This window comes from Microbacterium imperiale (assembly GCF_017876655.1).
Lineage (GTDB): Bacteria > Actinomycetota > Actinomycetes > Actinomycetales > Microbacteriaceae > Microbacterium > Microbacterium imperiale.
This window is the reverse complement of sequence record NZ_JAGIOK010000001.1, coordinates 2,010,237-2,030,225: the sequence shown is the minus strand read 5'-3', so window position 1 is coordinate 2,030,225 and position 19,989 is coordinate 2,010,237. Positions and strand designations below refer to the sequence as shown.

17 protein-coding genes are annotated in these 19,989 nt (G+C 71.8%); 9 read left to right on the top strand and 8 right to left on the bottom strand.

Annotated elements, in window-relative coordinates; translation table 11 throughout:
- The 7 genes from JOF37_RS10020 to JOF37_RS09990 all read right to left on the bottom strand — a co-directional run bounded on the left by JOF37_RS10020 (position 1) and on the right by JOF37_RS09990 (position 8,050).
- A complete protein-coding gene (locus tag JOF37_RS10020) occupies positions 1–1,239 on the bottom strand; it encodes a pyridoxal-phosphate-dependent aminotransferase family protein (RefSeq protein WP_210006682.1) in 1,239 nt (412 codons plus the stop codon).
- Positions 1,236–2,840, bottom strand: a complete 1,605-nt coding sequence (locus tag JOF37_RS10015) for an AtzH-like domain-containing protein (protein WP_210006681.1) — start codon at positions 2,838–2,840, stop codon at positions 1,236–1,238. The genes JOF37_RS10020 and JOF37_RS10015 overlap by 4 nt, the downstream gene beginning before the upstream one ends.
- A complete protein-coding gene (allB, locus tag JOF37_RS10010; RefSeq protein ID WP_210006680.1) occupies positions 2,837–4,246 on the bottom strand; it encodes an allantoinase AllB in 1,410 nt (469 codons plus the stop codon). Before allB ends, JOF37_RS10015 begins: the two co-directional genes overlap by 4 nt.
- A gap of 127 nt (positions 4,247–4,373) precedes the next feature.
- Entirely contained in the window at positions 4,374–5,084 is a 711-nt protein-coding gene (locus JOF37_RS10005) for an aspartate/glutamate racemase family protein (RefSeq protein WP_271175029.1), read from the bottom strand.
- Positions 5,081–6,694 carry an NCS1 family nucleobase:cation symporter-1 gene (locus JOF37_RS10000; protein WP_210006679.1) on the bottom strand — a complete coding sequence of 538 codons (1,614 nt, stop codon included), beginning with the start codon at positions 6,692–6,694 and terminating at the stop codon, positions 5,081–5,083. Before JOF37_RS10000 ends, JOF37_RS10005 begins: the two co-directional genes overlap by 4 nt.
- A 139-nt stretch (positions 6,695–6,833) precedes the next feature.
- Complete coding sequence (locus JOF37_RS09995; protein ID WP_210006678.1) at positions 6,834–7,472, bottom strand: helix-turn-helix domain-containing protein; 639 nt, start codon at positions 7,470–7,472, stop codon at positions 6,834–6,836.
- Positions 7,473–7,531: 59 nt separating this feature from the next.
- Positions 7,532–8,050 (bottom strand): adenine phosphoribosyltransferase, encoded by a 519-nt coding sequence (locus tag JOF37_RS09990; protein ID WP_210006677.1) that lies wholly within the window; start codon positions 8,048–8,050, stop codon positions 7,532–7,534.
- A 74-nt stretch (positions 8,051–8,124) separates the two neighbouring features.
- Here JOF37_RS09990 and JOF37_RS09985 point away from each other — a divergent pair, with 74 nt between their 5' ends.
- The 9 genes from JOF37_RS09985 to sufU all read left to right on the top strand — a co-directional run bounded on the left by JOF37_RS09985 (position 8,125) and on the right by sufU (position 18,896).
- The gene (locus tag JOF37_RS09985) at positions 8,125–9,822 is read left to right on the top strand and encodes a glycoside hydrolase family 13 protein (RefSeq protein ID WP_210006676.1); all 1,698 of its coding nucleotides are present in this window, start codon (positions 8,125–8,127) and stop codon (positions 9,820–9,822) included.
- A 46-nt stretch (positions 9,823–9,868) separates the two neighbouring features.
- A complete protein-coding gene (locus tag JOF37_RS09980) occupies positions 9,869–10,879 on the top strand; it encodes a LacI family DNA-binding transcriptional regulator (protein WP_210006675.1) in 1,011 nt (336 codons plus the stop codon).
- A 45-nt stretch (positions 10,880–10,924) separates the two neighbouring features.
- Complete coding sequence (locus JOF37_RS09975; protein WP_210006674.1) at positions 10,925–12,139, top strand: amidohydrolase; 1,215 nt, start codon at positions 10,925–10,927, stop codon at positions 12,137–12,139.
- Entirely contained in the window at positions 12,136–13,044 is a 909-nt protein-coding gene (locus tag JOF37_RS09970) for a hypothetical protein (protein WP_210006673.1), read from the top strand. The genes JOF37_RS09975 and JOF37_RS09970 overlap by 4 nt, the downstream gene beginning before the upstream one ends.
- A gap of 109 nt (positions 13,045–13,153) precedes the next feature.
- A complete protein-coding gene (locus tag JOF37_RS09965; protein ID WP_210006672.1) occupies positions 13,154–13,939 on the top strand; it encodes a hypothetical protein in 786 nt (261 codons plus the stop codon).
- A 10-nt stretch (positions 13,940–13,949) separates the two neighbouring features.
- Entirely contained in the window at positions 13,950–14,717 is a 768-nt protein-coding gene (locus JOF37_RS09960) for a hypothetical protein (protein ID WP_210006671.1), read from the top strand.
- A gap of 124 nt (positions 14,718–14,841) precedes the next feature.
- Positions 14,842–16,905: an APC family permease gene (locus tag JOF37_RS09955; protein WP_210006670.1), complete on the top strand. Its 2,064-nt coding sequence runs from the start codon at positions 14,842–14,844 to the stop codon at positions 16,903–16,905.
- A 192-nt stretch (positions 16,906–17,097) separates the two neighbouring features.
- Positions 17,098–18,441 (top strand): SufS family cysteine desulfurase, encoded by a 1,344-nt coding sequence (locus JOF37_RS09950; RefSeq protein WP_210006669.1) that lies wholly within the window; start codon positions 17,098–17,100, stop codon positions 18,439–18,441.
- Positions 18,438–18,896, top strand: a complete 459-nt coding sequence (gene sufU / locus JOF37_RS09945; RefSeq protein WP_210006668.1) for a Fe-S cluster assembly sulfur transfer protein SufU — start codon at positions 18,438–18,440, stop codon at positions 18,894–18,896. Before JOF37_RS09950 ends, sufU begins: the two co-directional genes overlap by 4 nt.
- Positions 18,897–18,934: 38 nt before the next feature.
- On the opposite strand, the gene JOF37_RS09940 is transcribed toward sufU, so the two are convergent.
- Positions 18,935–19,972 (bottom strand): DUF1266 domain-containing protein, encoded by a 1,038-nt coding sequence (locus JOF37_RS09940; RefSeq protein WP_271175028.1) that lies wholly within the window; start codon positions 19,970–19,972, stop codon positions 18,935–18,937.
- Positions 19,973–19,989 lie beyond the last annotated feature (17 nt).

The window sequence follows — 19,989 nt, the reverse complement described above, 5'->3', positions numbered from 1 at the left end:
TCACCGCCCCCGGTACACGTCGGCCGCCGCGTCGACCCCGCCCGCGACCGGCATGGCGACCCGGTAGCGGCGCAGCACCGCTTCGAGCGCCGCGAGCGTCGTGAGCACCGCGTCCTGGCGGGCGTTGTACCCCATCGTGCCGATGCGCCAGACACGGCCGTGGAGGGGACCGAACGAGGTGCCGATCTCGATGCCGAAGTCGGTCAGCAGCGCGCCGCGCGCCTCGTCCCCGGGAACGCCCTCGGGGATCTCGACCGCGACGACGTTGTTCATCTTGTGCGCGACATCGCCGAAGACGGTGAGCCCGAGCGCCTGCACACCGGCGAGCATCGCCCGGCCGGCCAGCTCGTGCCGCGCGATGACCTCGTCGCGCCCTTCGAGCAGCAGCACGCGGGCGCACTCGCGAGCCCCGTAGAGCATCGTGGTGGCCTCGGTGTGGTGGTTGAGGCGTCGCGGGCCCCAGTAATCGAGGATCATCCCCAGGTCGAAGTAGTTCGAGCGCACGAAGTCGGGCGCGTCGGGGTCGCCCTCTTCGCGGATGCCCGCCTCGATGCGCCGACGGGAACGGATGATCTCGACGGCGCGGTCGCTGAGCGTGATCGGCGCCGAGCCGCTCGGGCCGCCGAGGCACTTCTGCAGGCCGGCGGTCGCGGCATCCAGTCCCCACGCATCGGCCTCGAAGGCGTTGCCGCCGAGGGATGCCGTGGCGTCGGTGTAGAACAGCACGCCATGCTTGACGCAGATCGCGCCGATCTCGTCGAGCGGCTGGTTCATGGTGGTCGAGGTGTCGCCCTGCACGAGCGCGAGCAGCGTCGGCCGCACGCGGACGATCGCCTCCTCGATCGCCGCCGGGGTGAACACCTGGCCCCACGCCGTCTCGATCGTGTGCACCTCGGCCTGCGCGCGCTCGGCGATCTCGGCCAGCAGCAGGCCGAACCGGCCGAACACGGGAACGAGCACGCGGTCACCCGGCCGCACCAGCGACACGATCGCCGCCTCGATGCCGGCGCGGCTCGTGCCGTCGACGAGCAGGGTCGCCTCGTTCGCGGTGTTCCACACCGCCCGGTACAGCTGCTGCGTCTCGGTCATGGTCTGCGTCATGAACGGGTCGTACTGGCCGACGAGGGGCGCCGACATCGCGCGGAGCACGCTCGGGTAGGCCGAGATGGGGCCGGGGCCCATGAGCAGTCGCGCGGGCGGGTCGATCGGGCCGGGGATCTGCACGGTCGAAGCGGTCATCGGGGGTCCATCCGGGGGTCGAGGAGCGTGGCGAGGCGGCGCGCGAGGCGCACGAGGGCGAGGTCGGTGCCGGCGCGAGAGACGAGACTCACCCCGACGGGCGCGGCGCCGAGCGGGGACGGGACGGTCAGCAGGGGCACCGAGATCGCCGGCAGGCCCGCGACGGCGGCGGGCGTGGTCATGCGCAGAGTGTCGCGGCGGACGGCATCCATCCGGTCGGGGTCGGTCGTGACGGCGGGCGCGGGTCCGGGCACGGTCGGCAGCAGCAGCGCCGCATCGGCGACGAGCTCGTGCAGGCGGTCGCGCAGCGGTCCGAGCGCTGCGCGTGCGGTGGCCTCGTCGGCGGGCGTCACCGCAGCGGCGCCGCGGAACCGCGCCGCGACGGCGGCTCCCGTGGCTTCCGGGTGAGCCGAGAGCCAGGCGCCGTTGTTGCGCCAGGCCTCGGCGCCCTGCACCGTCCGGAACGCCGCGAGGTAGTCGTCGAGGTCGCCGATGCTCGCGTGCTCGAGCCCGGGGGCCTCGGCCGCCCCCTCGAGCCGCGACGTCAGCTCGTCGAACGCAGCGCGGGTGCCGGCGTCGGCCGCGGCCACGACCTCGTCGGGGATCACGAAGCGCCACGGCAGGTCGGCCTCGGACGCCCCGAGGGTCTGCTCGGTGCTGCCCGAACCGTCGTAGCTCAGGCACCACTGCGCGACGCGCTGCAACGTGGCGCCGTCCCGGGTCAGCCAGCCGACGGTGTCGAAGGTCTGCGCGAGCGGCAGCATCCCCTGTCGTGGGACGAGGTCGTGGCTTGTGCGCAGCCCCCAGAGCCCCTGGTACGACGCGGGGACGCGCACCGATCCCGCGGTGTCGGTCGCGAGGCCGACATCGGCCTGGCCTGCGGCGACGGCGGATGCCGGCCCGCTCGACGACCCGCCGGGCAGCGCGCCGGGAACCGTGACGTTGGGCGGCGTGCCGTAGTGCGCGTTGTCGCCGGCGACGGAGTAGGCGAACTCGTCGGTGCGCGCGATGCCGCGCAGCGACGCCCCGCCGCGCAGCAGGTCGCCGACCGCCGGTGCCGTGGTCGTCTCGGGGCGGGCATCGGCGAGGAAGGCGGGGTTGCCCGCGCCGATCCGGTAGCCCTTGATCGCGAAGAGATCCTTCACCGCGATCGTCAGGCCGGCGAGCGGCCCCTCCCACGCGCCCTGGTACAGCGGGTCGCCGACGGTGCGCCAGATGGCGCGGTCGAACGCCGCCGGGCGCGGGGTGACGTGCGCCGCGGTGATGAGCCACCGCCCGTCGATCCGCTGCCACACCTGGGTCTGCAGGCCGCGACCGCCGCTGTGGAAGCGCGACACCGACATCAGCAGCGCCGTGTCGGCGGCGAGCGGTCGGTACTCGATCCGCTCGATCGATCGGGCCGGCACCCCGCCGCGGACGCCGCGGAAGGCGCTGATCGCGTCGTGCCCGACCAGCAGCCCGGCGCCGTCACCGCGAAGCGTCTCGGACCCCGGCGCGAAGGCCGCGTCGAGCGCCTGGAGGTCGTTGTCGGCGAGGGCGCGCTCATACGCGTCGAAGGCCGCTCGCAGGTCGCTCGGGATGCCGGTCGCGGCGCCGGTCATCGCGTCTCTCCGGCGGCGCCGATGAGCTCGTCGGTGCGCGAGCGCAACCGTCCGCCCGGCGCTCCGCGGGTGTCGGGAGCCTCGCCCGCGCCGCCCCGGGCGGCGTCGAAGACGCTGCGACCACGCAGCCACGTGCGGAGGATGCGACCGCGCAGCATCCGCCCGTCGTAGGCCGAGATGGGGTTGCGGTGGTGCAGCGCGGCGGCGTCGATCCGCAGCTCGTCGTCGGGCGCGAACACGGTGAGGTGCGCCGGGGCGCCGACCTCGATGCGTCCCACCTCCGACAGGCCCGCGACCGCGGCCGGCCCGGTCGTGAACAGCGGCAGGACCGTCTCGAGCGGGATGCCGCGACCGTGCGCCTCGGTCCACACCGCCGACAGCCCCACCTGCAGCCCCGAGATCCCACCCCACGCGAGGCCGAAGTCACCGTCGCCGGCGCGCTTGAGGTCGACCGTGGAGGGCGAGTGGTCGCTCACGATGGCGTCGATCGTCCCGTCGACCACGCCCTCCCAGAGCAGGTCGCGGTTCGAGGCTTCCCGGATCGGCGGACAGCACTTGAACTCGGCCGCACCGTCGGGGATGTCCTCGGCGACCAGCGTGAGGTAGTGGGGGCAGGTCTCGACGGTCAGGGCGACGCCCTCCGCACGCGCGGCGCGGATCGCGGGCAGCGAGCGTGCGTCGCTCAGGTGCAGGATGTGCGCGCGGGCGCCGCTGGCCCGCGCGGCGGCGATGACCGCCTCGATCGCGGAGGCCTCGCTCGTCGCCGGCCGCGACGCGAGGAAGGCGTCGTAGCCGCGTCCGAGTGCCCCGCCGGCGCCCAGCAGAGCGGGGTCTTCGGCGTGCACGATCAGTCGCGAGCCGAGGGCCGCGACCTCGTCCATCGCCGCCCGCAGCTGCGCGCGGTCGAGGTGGCCGAACTCCTCGACGCCCGAGGGGGCCAGGAAGCACTTGAACCCGTACACGCCCGCCTCGTGCAACGGTGCCAGACGTCCGAGGTTCTCGGGGACAGCGCCGCCCCAGAAGCCGACGTCGACGAAGGCGGATGCCGTAGCCGCCGCCCGCTTGACCTCCAGTCCCGACACGGTCGTGGTCGGCGGCACCGAGTTCAGGGGCATGTCGACGAGCGTGGTGATGCCGCCCGCCGCGGCCGCGAGCGTGGCGGAGCGGAATCCCTCCCACTCCGTGCGTCCGGGCTCGTTGACGTGCACGTGCGAGTCGACCAGGCCCGGCAGCAGCACGGCCTCGTCCGTGACGGCCACCTCGGGGGCACCGGCGACCGGCGCGGCGACGGGCAGGAGGTCGACGATGCGCCCCTCATCGACGACGACGGCGACCGGGACGAATCCGGTCCCGTCGAAAGCACGCTGGGCGCGCACGACGAAACGCGACGGAGAGGATGCGGTCACGAGAACTCCCGGCTCGGGGCGATCGGCATCGGCGAGCGATGCACAAGGACAGTATCAAGCTATGGCTTAACGCTGTCGCGAGGGTTTCCCGGGTGTAACACTCGCGTGACACGACCCCCGCCGCGCATCACACCGTGACGGCGGCCCGCGGCGGCGGCGCGTACTCGTCGCGCTTGCTCGTGCCCACCCGCATCCGCACCATCGTGGCGGCCAAGCCGACCGCGGCGCCGACGCCGTCGACGACCGGCACGCCCACGCGCGCCGTCAGCGCGTGGCACAGGTCGGTCATCCCGGCGCACCCGAGGACGATGACGTCGGCGCCCGCGGCCACCTCGTCCGCGGCGAGCGCGGCGATCCGCTCGAACGAGGTCGACGCGGTGTCCTCGAGGTCGAGGACGGGGATGCCCGAGCCTACGAGCGAGACGCAGGCCTCGCCCATCCCGTAGCGCGCCAGCAGGTCACGGGCCCGGCCCAGTGTCCGGCTGAGCGTCGTCACGACCGCGAAGTGCCGCCCCGACAGCGTCGCGACGTGCATGGCCGCCTCGGCGATGCCGATGACCGGCACATCGACGAGCTCGCGCGCGGCGTCCAGGCCGGGATCGCCGAAACAGGCGATGACGTAGGCGTCGCTGCCGCCGGCCGCGATGTCGTCTTCGATGAGGCGCACGATCGCGACCGCCGCGAAGGCTTCGTCGACGTGACTCTCGATGGCCGCCGGCCCGGTCTCGGGACACACCGCGGCGATCTCGACGCCGGGCCCGGCGACCTCCCGGGCGGCGGCGGCGATCTTGGCCGTCATCGCCCGGGAGGTGTTCGGGTTGATCAGGGTGATCCTCACGCGGTGGGCTCCCCCGTGACCGCGGTGGGCTCGGGCGCGGTGCCGTCCGAGATGCCCTCGGTCTCGCCCGCGAAGGTCGGCACCTGCGGGTCACGCCGCTCGAAGACCACGAAGGCGACGAAGCCGAGCGCGCAGCCGATGAACCACGTGAAGTTGCCGATCCACGACACGTCGAACAGGCCCGCGTCGGCGAAGGTCTTGGGCAGGATCGCGATGAGGATGGTCGGGATGCCGGCGACCAGCAGCGTCTTCATCGCGTTGGGGTTGTAGCCGTTGCGGTACCAGTACGCGCCGGTCTCCGACATGGTGAACATGTCATCGGTCTTGATGCGCTGCTTCGCGGCGATGTAGTAGCCGGCGACGAGCAGCCCGAACAGGGGCCCGATCAGCGCGGCGAGGATGCCGAGCGAGTAGTGGATGGCCGTGGCATCCGAGTACCAGTTCCAGGGCATGAGGAACACCGAGCCGACCGCCGCGATCATGCCGCCCATGCGCCACGAGATCTTCTGCGGTGCGACGTTCGAGAAGTCGAAGGCCGGGGCGATGAAGTTCGCGACGATGTTGATGCCGACCGTCGCGGTGACGAAGGTGAGACCGCCCAGCAGGATGGCGAAGGGCGTGTCGATGGCCTCGACGGTGTGGATGGGGTCGAGGATCAGCTCGCCGAAGACGGGAAGCGTCGCCGCGGCGGTGAGGACGGTCAGGATCGAGAAGAACAGGAAGTTGACGGGCAGACCCCAGAAGTTGCCCTTCTTGACCTGGCCGAACGAGCGGCCGTAGCGGGCGAAGTCGCCGAAGTTCAGCATGGGCCCGGCGAAGTAGGCCACGACGATGCCGACGGCCATCGCCATGAGCCCGATCGTTCCCCAGAAGTCGTGCGGCGCCGCCGCGGGGTCGGAGAGGTTGAGGTCGATGTTCTCCCAACCGGCCTGGCTGACGAGGTAGATCGCGAGCACGATCATGACGACGTAGACGGCGGGCCCGGCGAAGTCGATGAAGCGGCGGATGACCTCCATGCCGTTCCAGAACAGCGCGACCTGCGCCACCCAGAGGATCGCGAACGAGATCCACCCGAGGGCCGACAGCCCGAGGAAGCTCACGTCGAGCAGCGCTGCCGAGCCCGGGATGAACTTGAGGAAGACGATGTTGAGCGACTGGGCCGCCAGGAAGGTCTGCACGCCGTACCAGGCGATCGCGATGATGCCGCGGATCACGGCGGGGATGTTCGCACCGCGCACGCCAAAGATCGCCCGGTTGACGACCGGGTAGGGCACGCCGGTCTTCTGACTCGGCTTGGCCACGAGGTTCGCGAACACCTGCACGATCACGATGCCGACGACGAGCGCGACGAGCACCTGCCAGGCGGCGATGCCGAGGGCGAAGAGCGAGCCGGCGGTGACGTAGCCGCCGACCGAGTGCACGTCCGACATCCAGAAGGCGAAGATGTTGTACCAGGTCCACTTCTGCTTGCGCAGCGGCGCGAGATCCTCGTTGGCCAGGCGCGGGTCGTAGCCGGGCCTGACGTTGCCTCCTCCCCCCGGATGACCGGCGGCGGCGACGAGGTCGTGCGGCGCCGTCGCGGGAGCGAGGGTGTTGTCGGGAGCTGTCATGTGCGTGCCTTCCAGGGAGGGGCGCGATGCCCCGGCGAGGTGGAGCCTGGGTGAGGTGGAACTGACACATGAAGCTATGACTTAACGCACGCGGGCTGGTTTCTGCCGTGTAACGACGGTGTGAAGATGCTCCGCTGGGTCACTCGGCGGGCGCGGTGGCGCCCACGACCGTGAGCCACGTCGCGACGGCGACGCGGTCGGTGCGGTTGGCGACCCGGTGCGGACGGGATGCCGCGAACGAGAGCGACTCGCCGGGACCGAGCTCGACCTCGCCGTCGGCGAACTCGAACGTCAGGGTGCCGCTGATCACCCGGCCGCTCTCGTAGCCGGCGTGCACGAGCAGCCCGCCGTCGGCGCTCGAACTCGCGCCGGGCGGATAGGTCGACTCGAAGTGCTCGACCCCCGGGATGGGCACCGGCGTCAGCCGGCGGTAGGTCACGCCCTGCCCGAGGTGGGCGGTCGTCTCGGTTCCGCTGCGGGCGACGAACACCCCGGGCACCGGCTCGGCGAGGTCGCCGGCCGCACCCGGGTCGGGCGAGGCCGCGACGGCGTGATCGTCGAAGATCGCCGACACCGGCGCACCCAGCACGCCCACCAGCTCGACGAGCCGGTGCACCGACGGCTGCATGGCACCGGTCTCGATCTGCGAGAGGGCGCTGGCCGAGATGCCGAGCTCGCGGGCGACCGAGGCGAGCGATCGTCCCGTCCGCGCCCGCAGCGCTCGCAGCCTCCGCCCGATCGACGCGGGCAGGTCGGCCTCGGTGCGATCGGCTCCCACGGCACCGATGATAGACGGCGCCGGCGTCGCGGCCGCGCGGATCCGATCCGCGCGCGGGGTCAGACGCGGAAGATCGTGTGCACCGGTCCGCAGACGTCCTGCCCGCCGAGCTCGGTCAGCTCCATGAGCACGGCGGTGCCGACCGTGCGGTGGCCGAGACCCTCGAGCAGGCGCTGCGCCGCGCGCAGCGTGCCGCCGGTGGCGAGGACGTCATCGACGAGCAGCACCCGCGTGCCGCGGGGCAGGTCGTCGGCCATCTCGATCGTGGCCTGCCCGTACTCGAGGTCGTACGAGACGGATGCCGCGGGGCGCGGCAGCTTGCCCGCCTTGCGGATCGGCACCATGCCGACACCGCTTGCCGCGGCCACGGCCCCGGCGATGAGGAACCCGCGCGCCTCGACGCCGGCGACGACGTCGAACTCGCGGGCGAAGGGCGCCACGATCGCCTCGATGACGGTGTGCAGGGCGGCGGCGTCGGCGAGCAGCGGCGAGATGTCGCGGAAGAGGATGCCCGGTTCGGGGAAGTCCGGGATGAGCGCGATGAGCGACTCGGCGTGCTCGAGGGGGTCGGAAGTCACCGAACCACCCTAGACGGCGCACCCCGGTTCGGGCCGTTCGACCGAATGCAAGCGCTTGCACTATGCTGACGCGCATGACCTCCTCACCCGTGGACACCGTGGCATCCACCCTCTCTCCGATCGGGATCTCCCGCCCCGGCGCCGAATGGTGGCGCACCGCGGTGATCTATCAGATCTACCCCCGCTCGTTCGCCGACGCGTCGGGCGACGGCATCGGCGACCTCGCGGGCATCACCTCGCGCCTGGGTGCGCTGGCCACTCTCGGCGTCGACGCCGTGTGGCTCAGCCCGTTCTTCCGGTCGCCGCAGAAGGACGCCGGCTACGACGTGGCGGACTACTGCGACGTCGACCCGCTGTTCGGCACCCTCGCCGACTTCGACACCATGCTCGCCGAGGCGCACGACCGCGGCATCCGGGTCATCGTCGACCTCGTCCCCAACCACTCGTCCGACCAGCACGTGTGGTTCCAGCAGGCCCTCGCGGCCGAGCCGGGCAGCCCCGAGCGCGCGCGCTACATCTTCCGCGACGGCCGGGGCGAGAACGGCGACGAGGCCCCCAACAACTGGGAGTCGGTCTTCGGCGGCCCGGCGTGGACCCGCACGACCAACCCCGATGGCACGCCCGGCCAGTGGTACCTGCACCTGTTCGACTCGACCCAGCCCGACTTCGACTGGTCCAATCCCGAGGTCGACGCGGAGTTCGATCGCATCCTGCGCTTCTGGCTCGACCGCGGCGTCGACGGCTTCCGCGTCGACGTGGCCCACGGCCTCGTCAAGTCGGACGGTCTGCCCGACTTCGTGCCCGCCGAGGACGCCGGCTCGATGGGCGGCGACAGCGCCGACGTCCCCTACTGGGGCCAGGAGGGCGTGCACGACATCTACCGCCGGTGGAACCGCATCCTCGCCGAGTACGAGGGCGACCGGGCACTCTGCGCCGAGGCGTGGCTGCCCACCGTCGACGAGACGGCCCTGTGGGTGCGCCAGGACGAGATGCACCAGGCCTTCAACTTCCCCTACCTGCAGACCGAGTGGGATGCCGATCACCTGACCGAGGTCATCTCGGAGTCGCTGCGCGCCTTCCCGGCCGTCGGCGCCCCCGCGACCTGGGTGCTGTCGAACCACGACGTCGTGCGCCACGCCTCGCGCCTGGCGCTGACCGCCGAGAACCCGCAGGGTCACGGCCTCGGCCCGAACTCGCCCGGGCAGCCGGATGCCGTCGTGGGCCTGGCCCGCGCCCGCGCCGCGACGACCCTCATGCTGGCACTGCCCGGCTCGGCCTACCTGTACCAGGGCGAGGAGCTCGGGCTTCCCGAGGTCGTGCACCTGCCCGACGCCGCACGGCAGGACCCGACGTGGTTCCGCACCGAGGGCGAGCGCTACGGACGCGACGGCTGCCGCGTGCCGATCCCGTGGGAGTCCGGCGCTCCCGCCTACGGCTTCAGCACGACCGGCGCCTCGTGGCTTCCCCAGCCCGAGGAATGGGCCGGCCTGGCCCGCTCGGCGCAGATCGACGACCCGACCTCGACGCTCTCGCTGTACCGCGAGCTGCTCGCCGCGCGCCGCCGTCACGAGCTCGGCGCCGGGTCGCTCACGTGGGTCGACCTGCAGCTCGGCGACGACATCGTCGCGTTCCGCAACGGCGACGTCCTCGTCGTGGCGAACACCGGGTCCGAAGCGGTCGCCCTGCCCGAGGGTGAGATCCTGATCTCGAGCGGTCCCCTCGACGGGGCCGAGCTCCCGATCGACACGGCGGTCTGGATCCTCGCGGACTGACCGCTCGACCCGGCCGCGTCCGGGACGAAGCGAAAGGAGCGGGAACATGGTCGGCATCGACGACGTCGCGCGACGCGCGGAGGTCTCGACGGCGACCGTGTCCCGCACCCTGAGCGGCCGGGGTCCGGTGTCGCCCACGACGCGCGAGCGCGTGCTGCGGGCGGCGTCGGACCTCGGCTACGTGGTGTCGTCAGCGGCGTCGAGCCTCGCGTCAGGGCGCACCCGCAACATCGGGGTGCTCGTGCCGATGCTCGACCGCTGGTTCTTCTCGCGGGTGCTCACCGGGCTCGCGGCGACCCTGCAGCGCTTCGACTACGACGTCGCGCTGTATGCGCTGACCTCGGACGCCGACGAGCGCCGCCGGGTGTTCGAGACCTCGCTGCGCCGCCAGCGCGTCGACGGGGTCATCGCGGTGTCGATGGCCCTCGCCCGCGACGAGATCGCGCAGCTGCGCGGGCTCGACCTGCCGGTGATCGCGATGGGCGGACAGCTCGAGGGCCTGCCCTCGCTCACCCTCGACGAGATCGCCGTCGCGCGGCGAGCGACCGAGCATCTGCTCGGCCTCGGTCACCGCGACATCGCGCACATCGGCCTGCGCCCGCAATTCGAGGGCGACTTCCACATCCCCTCGCAGCGCCGCCGTGGCTTCGAGGCCGCCCTCGCGGACGCCGGGCTCGCGCTGCCTGCCGATCGATTCGCCGCCGCCGACTTCACGATGGCCGGGGGCCACGACGCGGCCACGAGACTGCTGACGGATGCCGCGACCCGGCCGACCGCCATCTTCGCGGCATCCGACGAGATGGCCATCGGTGCGATCCTCGCCGCGCGCGAGCTCGGCCTGCGCGTGCCCGACGACCTGTCGGTCGTGGGCGTCGACGGTCACGACCTGGGCGGCTTCTTCGGCCTCACGACGATCGACCAGTTCCCGGGGCGCCAGGGCGAACGGGTGGCCTCGACCATGCTCGGCATCCTGGAGGAGGCCCCGCGTCCCCCCGAGGGACTCGAGTTCGCGCTCGTGGAGCGCTCGAGCACCGCGCCCCCCGCCGCCCGGACGTGACGCCACCCAGGCGCCGCACCGGGACCCTCCCGTAGGCTCGACGACATGGCTTTGGACCTCGACGCCCTCTACACCGACCTGCACCGGCATCCCGAGCTGTCGTTCCAGGAGACGCGGACGGCCGCGGTCATCGCCGCCAAGCTCAGCGAGCTGGGCCTCAGCTACGAGGAGGGCGTCGGCCGCACCGGTGTCGTCACGGCGATCGAGAACGGCGACGGACCGGTCGTCTGGCTGCGCGCCGACATGGACGGACTGCCCGTTCCCGAGCAGACCGGCCTCGACTACGCCTCGACGGCGCGCGGCGTCGACCCCGCCGGCAACGACGTCCCCGTCATGCACGCCTGCGGTCACGACATGCACGTCACCGCCCTGCTGGGCGCGATCGAGCGCCTCATCGCGATCCGCGACCAGTGGGCGGGCACCGTCGTGGCGGTGTTCCAGCCCGCCGAGGAGTACGGTGCGGGCTCGCAGGCGATGATCGCCGACGGCGTGCTCGACCGTTTCCCGAAGCCCGACATCGTGCTCGGCCAGCACGTCACCCCGCTGCCGGCGGGCGTGATCGGCGTTCGGCCGGGAACGCAGATGGCCGCCTCGGACGGCCTCACCGTGGTGATGCACGGGCGCGGCGGTCACGGTTCGCGTCCGCACTCCACCATCGACCCCGTCGTGATGGCGGCGGCGACCGTCATGCGCCTGCAGACCGTCGTCTCGCGCGAAGTCGACCCCCGCGACGTCGCCGTCGTCACCGTCGGCTCGATCCACGCCGGCCTGAAGAACAACATCATCCCGGCCGAGGCGAAGCTCGAACTGAGCCTGCGCTACCCCGACGACGAGGCGCGCGAACGCGTCATGTCGAAGGTCGAGCGCATCGTCCGCGCCGAGGCCGCCGCATCCGGCGCCGAGACCGAGCCGACGATCAGCATCGACCACACGCTCCCCCCGACCATCAACGACCGCACCGCCACGGCGCGCCTGACCCGCGCGTTCGAGCGCACGTTCGGCGAGGGCAGCGTCGTCGACCCCGGCATGTTCACCGGCAGCGAGGACGTCTCATGGTTCGCCCGTGAAGCCGGCGTGCCGCTGGTGTTCTGGTTCTGGGGCGGTGTCGACCCTCAGAAGTTCGCGGATGCCGTCGCCGGCGGCACCGTCGAACGCGACATCCCCACGAACCACTCGCCCTTCTTCGCCCCGGTCATGCACCCCACGATCGAACGCGGCGTGGAGAACCTCGTCGTGGCAGCCCAGGAGTTCCTCGCATGAGCGACCCCAACGACCCCTTCGCCGATTTCGAGCCGTACGAGCCGCCGCAGAAGCCGGAACGGGCCAAGCGCGAGAAGCGCGAGAAGCCGGAACGCCAGCCGCGGCCGCCGCGCGAGCCCCGCACGAAGGCCGCGCCGGTCATGGCCGACTGGCCCGACGAGCCCCGCGAGCCGCGTGCCCCTCGCGACGGTGAGGGCGGCGATCGCCGCACCCTCGTCATCCTCTCCACGATCGCCGCGGCGCTCGTCGTCGCCGTCATCGTGGTGCTCGTGATCTACCTGACGCAGTCGCAGCAGCAGGAGCCCGCGGCCGACCCGGTTCCCACCGCGCCCGCGACGCAGGCGATCCCGCAGCAGACCGGAGCCCCGCAGGCCCCGTCGCCGTCCGAGACGGCCGAGGCCGCGACATCCGGCCTGTCGGTGACCGCCGACGGCTTCACGATCACGGATGCCGCCGGCGCCACCGTCTTCACCCACGCGTGGGCGGATGACGCGGGCCCGGCGATCGCGGCGCTCACCGAGCTGTTCGGACAGGCGCCCACCGAGGACTTCCAGAACGGCGACGCCGAGAACTACGCGTACAGCATCTACGTGTGGGAGGGCTTCCGGCTCTACGACGTGTTCCTCAACGAGAGCAACCGGCCGCGCTCCGAGGTGCCCGCCCCCACCTACGTGTCGTTCGACTCCGACATCGACGTGCCGGTGACCGACGATTTCGGCGTCGAGCTCGACATGAGCGCCGACGAGGTCGCCGCGCTCGGACCCGATTCGGGTCAGGGCGGGGCGTTCGTGTTCGGCTCCGACCGCAACACCTTCTACCAGGACGGCCAGCGCCGCTTCGGCGCATCCGTGACGGTCGAGGGCACGCGCGTCTCGGTCACCTACACCTTCCGCGCCGGGCGCTGATCGACGCTGCCGGGGTGCGGCATCCGGCGCCTGCGATTCGTGACGAATTCGTTGCATCGCTGCCCGGCATCCGCCCCCGGCGACGCGGCGCGACTGCCAGGATGAGCACGTGACCGCAGCGACTTCTCGCCGACCCCTCATCATCCTCGGGATCGTGGCGGGGGTGCTGCTGATCGCCGCGCTCGTGGTGTTTGTGCTGCTGCAACGGGGTGCGCAGCCCGCGGCAGCACCGTCGTCCCCCAGCCCGACCGCGTCGGCATCGGCGACCGCCACGGCGACACCGACACCGGCACCCACTCCGACCTCGACATCGACGCCCACGGACGCCGTGCCGCGAGCGGCGGAGGTCGTCATGGCGGCCACGGGGTTCACGATCATCGACGACGACGGATCGACGCTGCTCGAGTTCCGCTGGCGCGACGAGGTCGGGCCGGTTGTCGCCGCACTCACCGCGGCCTTCGGCGCGGAGCCCGAGCTGGATGTGCAGCCCGGCGATGGGACGCACTTCCCGGATTACACCGTGTACGACTGGGCGGGCTTCACCCTCTACGACATGATCGTCGTCGAGGGCGACAAGCCGCGTGACGAGTACAACGTCCCGACGTGGGCGAGCATCCGCGCCAACGAGGTGAACGGTGTTGCGATTCAGCCGGAGTTCGGCCTCGCCGTCGGGTCTCCCGTCGACGCGATCCGGGCGAGCGGCCCAGACGACGAGTGGGCGATGCCGGGCGAGGGCGCGGCACGCTTCGTCTTCGACATCGACCGCACCTCCGAGCTCTCCCCGGACGGGCCGGTCGAGCAGCTCTCGTACAGCGTGTACGTCGACGCGGCGTCCGACGCCGGTTCGGACCCCGTGGCGACCGACATCCGGTATCGCCCCCACAGCGAGCTGTAAGGAGAACCAGGTGACCGCAGCGACTTCTCGCCGACCCCTCATCATCCTCGGGATCGTGGCGGGGGTGCTGCTGATCGCCGCGCTCGTGGTGTTTGTGCTGCTGCCGCGGAATGCACAGCCCACGGCCGCGCCGTCGTCCCCGAGCCCGACCCCGTCGGCATCAACGACCGCCACGGCAACACCGACCCCCTTGCCGACGCCCCCCGCGGAGGCGGTCGCGCCTCAGGCGTCCGAGGTGAGCGTGTCACGGGACGGCTTCTCGGTGCTGGCCGACGACGGTGGGCCCCTTTTCACCTTCGCGTGGACCGACGAGGTCGCTCCCGCGGTCGAGGCCCTGACACGAGCCATCGGGTATGAGCCTGCGACGAGCGAAGTGCCGGGCAGCCCGCACCTGCCCGCGTACACCGTCTACGACTGGGACGGCTTCCGCCTCTTCGGCGGGGAGATCGACTTCGGGCCTCGAACCGAGTCGTTCAAGCCGTCCTTCGTCGAGATCACCAGCAACACCGTGGGCGCGCTCGAGGAGATCGGTCAGTCCGGACCGCGGATCGGCATGTCGCTCGACGAGGCGCGAAGCCTGGGAGCGGATGACGAATGGGTCGACGAGCGGGGCACCACCTCGTTGTCATTCGACAGTGGTCCGTCGAAAAGTCACGGCGATCCCGAGCAGAATCCGCAGGGCGGGCCGGGCGACCAGCCCTACTTCGTCCGCGCAGAGATCGCCCCGCAAGGCGGCGTGGTGACGCTGCTCTCATGGGAGCCGTATTCCTGGGCGTGACCCTTTCGGATCCCGCATGAGCGGCAGGTTCTGAGGCCCCTCGAGCGGCGCGCGGACGACGGGTCGGCAACGCTCCGGTGACGACCGGCGCGGCGAGATTGCGCAGGATGCCGCGGCAGGCGTAATGTCGCCCGCCGTGACCACTGACAGTCGCGAGCCCGGCGGCGAGACGACGCCCATCGCGAAGCGCATCCTCATCGGCGACCCGCTGGATTCCGAGAAGCTCGATGAGCAGCTCCTCCCCAAGCGCCGCGCCCTGCCGATCTTCGCCTCCGACGCGCTCTCCTCGGTCGCGTACGCGCCCCAGGAACTGCTGATGATCCTCGCGATCGGCGGAACCGCGATGCTCGCCTTCAGCCCGGGGGTCGCGATCGCCGTGGTCGCGCTCCTCGTGGTCGTGGTGCTCAGCTACCGGCAGCTCATCAAGGCCTACCCCTCGGGCGGCGGCGACTACGAGGTCGCCCGCACGAACCTCGGCGAGAAGGCGGGCGTGGTCGTCGCAGCGGCGCTGCTGGTCGACTACATCCTCACGGTCGCCGTCTCGGTCGCGTCGGGCGTCGACAACATCATCTCGGCGCTGCCGCAGCTCGACCCGTGGCGCGTCGAGCTGGCGGTCGGCTTCGTCGTGCTGATCATCGTGGTGAACCTGCGCGGCGTGCGCGAGGCGTCGTCGGCCTTCGCGATCCCGACCTACGTGTTCATCGGCTCGGTCGCCGTCATGATCGTCACCGGTCTCGTGCGGGTCGTGCTCGGCGACGCGCCCGTCGCTTCGAGCGCGCAGTACGCGATCGAAGCCGAGAGTCTCAGCCAGGTCGCCCTGATTCTGCTCATCCTGCGCGCGTTCTCGAGCGGCTGCTCCGCCCTGACCGGTGTCGAGGCGGTGTCGAACGGCGTGCCCGCGTTCCGGGCCCCGAAGGTCGCGAACGCTCAGAAGACCCTCGTCATGATGGGCACGATCGCGATCCTGCTCTTCTCGGGCCTGACGGCGCTCGGCCTGATCGCCGGCGTCCACTACGCGGAGAACCCGTGCGCGCTCATCGGCTTCGACTGCGTCAATCAGCCGCAGCCGAGCCTCATGGCGCAGATCGCCGCCGCGACCTTCGGCATGGGTTCGATCCCGTTCTTCATCATCCAGGCCGCGACCGCGTGCGTCCTGCTGCTGGCGGCCAACACCGCGTTCAACGGCTTCCCGCTGCTCGGGGCGGTTCTCGCCCGCGACGGCTACGCGCCCAAGTCGCTCAACACCCGCGGCGACCGGCTCGTCTTCTCCAACGGCATGATCATCCTCGGCCTCGCCGCGATCCTCGTGCTCGTGGTCTTCCAAGCCGACCTGACGACGCTGATCCAGCTCTACATCATCGGCGTGTTCGTCTCGTTCTCGCTGGGCCAGGTCGGCATGGTCAAGCACTGGCGCCGAGAGCTGCGGCTGCTGCATCCGAAAGCCGCGGACGAGCGCGCCGAGGCACGCCGGGGCCTGCTCATCAACGGCATCGGAGCGACGTTCACCGTCGCGGTGCTCATCATCGTCACCGTGACGAAGTTCACCCACGGCGCCTGGCTGGTGTTCATCGCGATCCCGATCCTCGCCTTCCTCATGGTGGGGGTCAGCCGCTACTACCGCGACGTCGAGCACGAGATCGAGATGGACGACGACGTGCATTACGGCTCGAGCGGCGACGTCGCCCTCGTCCTGGTGAACCGGCTGCAGAAGCCCGTCGCGAAAGCCGTCGACTACGCCCTGTCGGCCAAGCACGACAAGACGATCGCGGTGCATGTCGCCGTATCGAAGGAGTCGGCGCAGGAGGTGCAGACCGACTGGGAGGTGCACCGGATGCCGGTGCCGCTCGTGATCATCGAGTCTCCGTACCGGCAGTACGCGGCGCCGCTCGCGGCGTTCATCCGCAAGTACCGCGAGAAGCACGGCTCGTCGGTCGTGACGGTGTACCTGCCGCAGTACATCGTCGGCCACTGGTGGGAGACGTTCCTGCACAACCGCCGCGCCCGCCGCATCGCGCAGCAGCTGATGCTGGTGCACGGTGTGCAGATCACCCTCGTGCCCTGGCTGCTCGACTCGTCCGAGATCGTCTACGGCCGGCGTTCCCGTCCGCTGCCCGGCGACGACCGCGCCGGTCGCGCATCGACGACCTACGGCCTCGTCGCGCACACCGAGTCACCCGACGAGCGCTGATCTGCGCCTGCCCTAACTCCTCAGAACCGGACCTCCGCGGCTCTGTCCGGCCCGGGCCTGGCGCCTGGACCGGCGCCCGACGGCCCGGTTCTGAGGAGTTAGCGCCGCGGCCCGCCGCAGCCGCCGCCGGCAGCGCCGCTGGCTCGGGCACGGGCCCGAGCCGGGTCGGCGGCACGGGCGTAGCCTAGAGGGGTGACTTCCCCTGACCTCACCGGCGCCCCGAACGCCGGCGGTGCCGCGCGCATCAGCCCGCTCGATGCGGTGAGCCTGCGCGCCGACTTCCCCATCCTCGCGGAGCAGGTCAACGGGCACCGGCTGGTGTACCTCGACTCGGCGGCGACGAGCCAGAAGCCCACCGCCGTGCTCGACGCCGAACGCGACTTCCTCACCCACGCGAACTCCGCCGTGCACCGCGGCGCCCACACCCTCGCCGCCGAGGCGACCGACCTCTTCGAGGACGCTCGCGCCACCGTCGCGGGGTTCGTCGGCGCGCAGCCCGAGCAGCTCGTCTGGACCAGCGGCGCCACCGCCGGCCTGAACCTCGTCGCCTATGCGATCGGCAACGCCACCCTCGGCCGGGGCGCGCCGGCCTCGGCGCGGTTCGCGCTCGCCCCCGGCGACGAGATCGTCACCACCGCCATCGAGCACCACGCCAACCTCATCCCGTGGCAGGAGCTCGCCGCGCGGACCGGCGCGGTGCTGCGCCACATCCCGGCGCGGGCCGACGGCACGCTCGACCTGGATGCCGCGGCATCCGTCATCGGCGAGCGCACGCGCCTCGTCGCCTTCTCGCACGTCTCGAACGTGCTGGGCATCGTCAATCCGGTGGCCGAGATCGTCGCCCTCGCTCAGGCGGTCGGGGCCGTGACCGTGCTCGACGCGTGCCAGTCCGCGCCGCACCTGCCGCTCGACCTGCCCGCACTGGGCGTCGACCTGGCGGTCTTCAGCGGGCACAAGATGCTCGGGCCCTACGCGATCGGCGGGCTGTACGGCCGGGCCGACGTGCTCGAGGCGCTGCCGCCGTTCCTGACCGGCGGCTCGATGATCACGACCGTCGCGCTCGACGGTGCCGAGTACCTGCCGCCGCCGCAGCGCTTCGAAGCGGGCACGCAGCCGGTCGGGCCCGCCATCGGGCTCGCGGCCGCCGTGCGCTACCTCGAGGGCGTCGGGCTCGAGAACATCCACGCCCACGAGTCGGCGCTGGCCGAGCGCATGGGCGCGGGGCTCCGCGGCATCCCCGGGGTCCGTCTGCTGGGCGATGCGCCCGGGGCCGAGCGCGTCGGTCTGTGGTCGTTCGACGTCGCCGGCGTGCACGCCCACGACGCGGGCCAGTTCCTCGACGCTCAGGGCATCGCGGTGCGCGTCGGCCACCACTGCGCCGCTCCCCTGCACCGGCAGTTCGGGATCACGGCATCCGTCCGTGCGTCTACCGCGCTGTACAACACCGAGGACGACGTCGATCTGTTCCTCGACGCGGTGCGCGGCATCCGCGGCTTCTTCGGCGTCACCGACGAGCTCGAAGGGGCGAACGCATGACCGGGCTGGACTCGCTGTACCAGGAGCTCATCCTCGACCACTCCAAGCACCCGGTCGGCAACCCGCTGCACGAGGTCGGCGACGTCGCGCACGCGGACTCGCACCAGAAGAACCCCGTGTGCGGCGACGAGATCACGCTGCGCGTCGCCGTCGACGGCGATCGCATCACCGACGTGTCGTGGGAGGGAACCGGCTGCTCGATCTCGCAGGCATCCGCCTCGATGCTCGCCTCGCTGGTCGAGGAGGAGGTCGAGAGCGACGGGATGACGCGAGCCGACGCGATCGCTCTCATCGAGGGCTTCCGCGAGGCGCTGCGCTCGCGGGGCACGATCCCTCTCGATGAAGAGACCTTCGGCGACGCCGCCGCGCTGTCGGGGGTGTCGAAGTTCTCGGCGCGGGTCAAGTGCGCGATGCTCGCGTGGGTCGCCCTCGAGGACGGGCTCGCCCGCGCCTGACCGGCCGCAGCTGGCCCACCCGGCTCACCGCGCGCGGCTCACCAGGCGGACGGCCACGGGACGGATGCCGCAGGCCAGTCCGACCGCTGCAGCTCGATGAGCGTCTCGCGCTGGCGCTGCACGGCTTCGAGCGAGTCGGTGCGGAACGCCGTCGCGATGACGACGTCGCGCCAGTAGGCGTCGCGGTCGCGGTACGCGCCGAACGCGCGCGCCGCGAGCGGCTCGAGCAGTGCCCACGCCTCGTCGGCACTGAGGTACCCGGCGACGAAGGCGTAGCGCACCCCGCCGATCGCCCGCTCGATGTCGGCGGCGAGCAGCAGCCGCGGTGCCCGCTCGTCGTCGCCGCGGGCGAGGTCGTGGATGTCGAAGACTGGCAGATCGGTCAGCGCCGCGATGCGCGACATCATGTGCTCTGCCGCGTCGCTGTGGGCGACCTCCGCGAAACGCGTCGACAGGAGCCCTCGGGCGAGCGTGTCGGCGACGAGCAGTTCGGCGTCGGAGCGCGAGACGATCTTGAACTGCTCGTCGAGCGCGGCGCGCAGCTGGGGCATCGCCGGCAGCGGCAGCGCGAACCACGGCGAGCCGTCTGCGCCCTCGCGGTGCCGGGCGCGCGAATCCTGCGGCAGCTCGGCGAAGGTCGGGGTGAAGGCGAGCGACGAGTTCCACCCGCGCATGCCGAAGTCGCTGACCGCGTCGAGGGCGAGCATCTGCTGCTGGCGGAGCGTGAGGGCCGGGCGTCCGGCGAGCGCGAGGTACTGCTGCTGGGCGCGCCGCGGCGCGCCGGCGTCGCGCACGGCCAGGACGATGGATGCGACCAGCAGTCCGAGGCACGTGCCGAGGAAGAACCCGAACATGTTCACGCCGAAGTCCGCCGGGCCGGCCCAGACGAGCGAGAGGATGAACCCGAGGATGCCGAAGGGCGCCGCGATCGCCGTGACCGGCAGAGCGCGGCGCCCCCGGGCCTTCGGGTCGGCTTTCCGTCGGGCCTCGAGCATCCGGGCGTACTTCCATCGGGACCGCACCGGGAACTCCACGTCGCCGGGATGGTTCTGCAGTGCGGGCACGGGTTCGGTCACCCGATCATCCTGGCAGT

What these genes read in the sequence shown, in the direction of transcription:
- JOF37_RS09975 (WP_210006674.1), top strand. Translation starts at nt 10,925, where the DNA reads ATGGCTTTGGACCTCGACGCCCTCTACACCGACCTGCACCGGCATCCC.
- JOF37_RS09970 (WP_210006673.1), top strand. Translation starts at nt 12,136, where the DNA reads ATGAGCGACCCCAACGACCCCTTCGCCGATTTCGAGCCGTACGAGCCG.
- JOF37_RS10020 (WP_210006682.1), bottom strand. Translation starts at nt 1,239, where the DNA reads ATGACCGCTTCGACCGTGCAGATCCCCGGCCCGATCGACCCGCCCGCG.
- JOF37_RS09985 (WP_210006676.1), top strand. Translation starts at nt 8,125, where the DNA reads ATGACCTCCTCACCCGTGGACACCGTGGCATCCACCCTCTCTCCGATC.
- sufU (WP_210006668.1), top strand. Translation starts at nt 18,438, where the DNA reads ATGACCGGGCTGGACTCGCTGTACCAGGAGCTCATCCTCGACCACTCC.
- JOF37_RS09955 (WP_210006670.1), top strand. Translation starts at nt 14,842, where the DNA reads ATGTCGCCCGCCGTGACCACTGACAGTCGCGAGCCCGGCGGCGAGACG.
- JOF37_RS09980 (WP_210006675.1), top strand. Translation starts at nt 9,869, where the DNA reads ATGGTCGGCATCGACGACGTCGCGCGACGCGCGGAGGTCTCGACGGCG.
- JOF37_RS10015 (WP_210006681.1), bottom strand. Translation starts at nt 2,840, where the DNA reads ATGACCGGCGCCGCGACCGGCATCCCGAGCGACCTGCGAGCGGCCTTC.
- JOF37_RS10000 (WP_210006679.1), bottom strand. Translation starts at nt 6,694, where the DNA reads ATGACAGCTCCCGACAACACCCTCGCTCCCGCGACGGCGCCGCACGAC.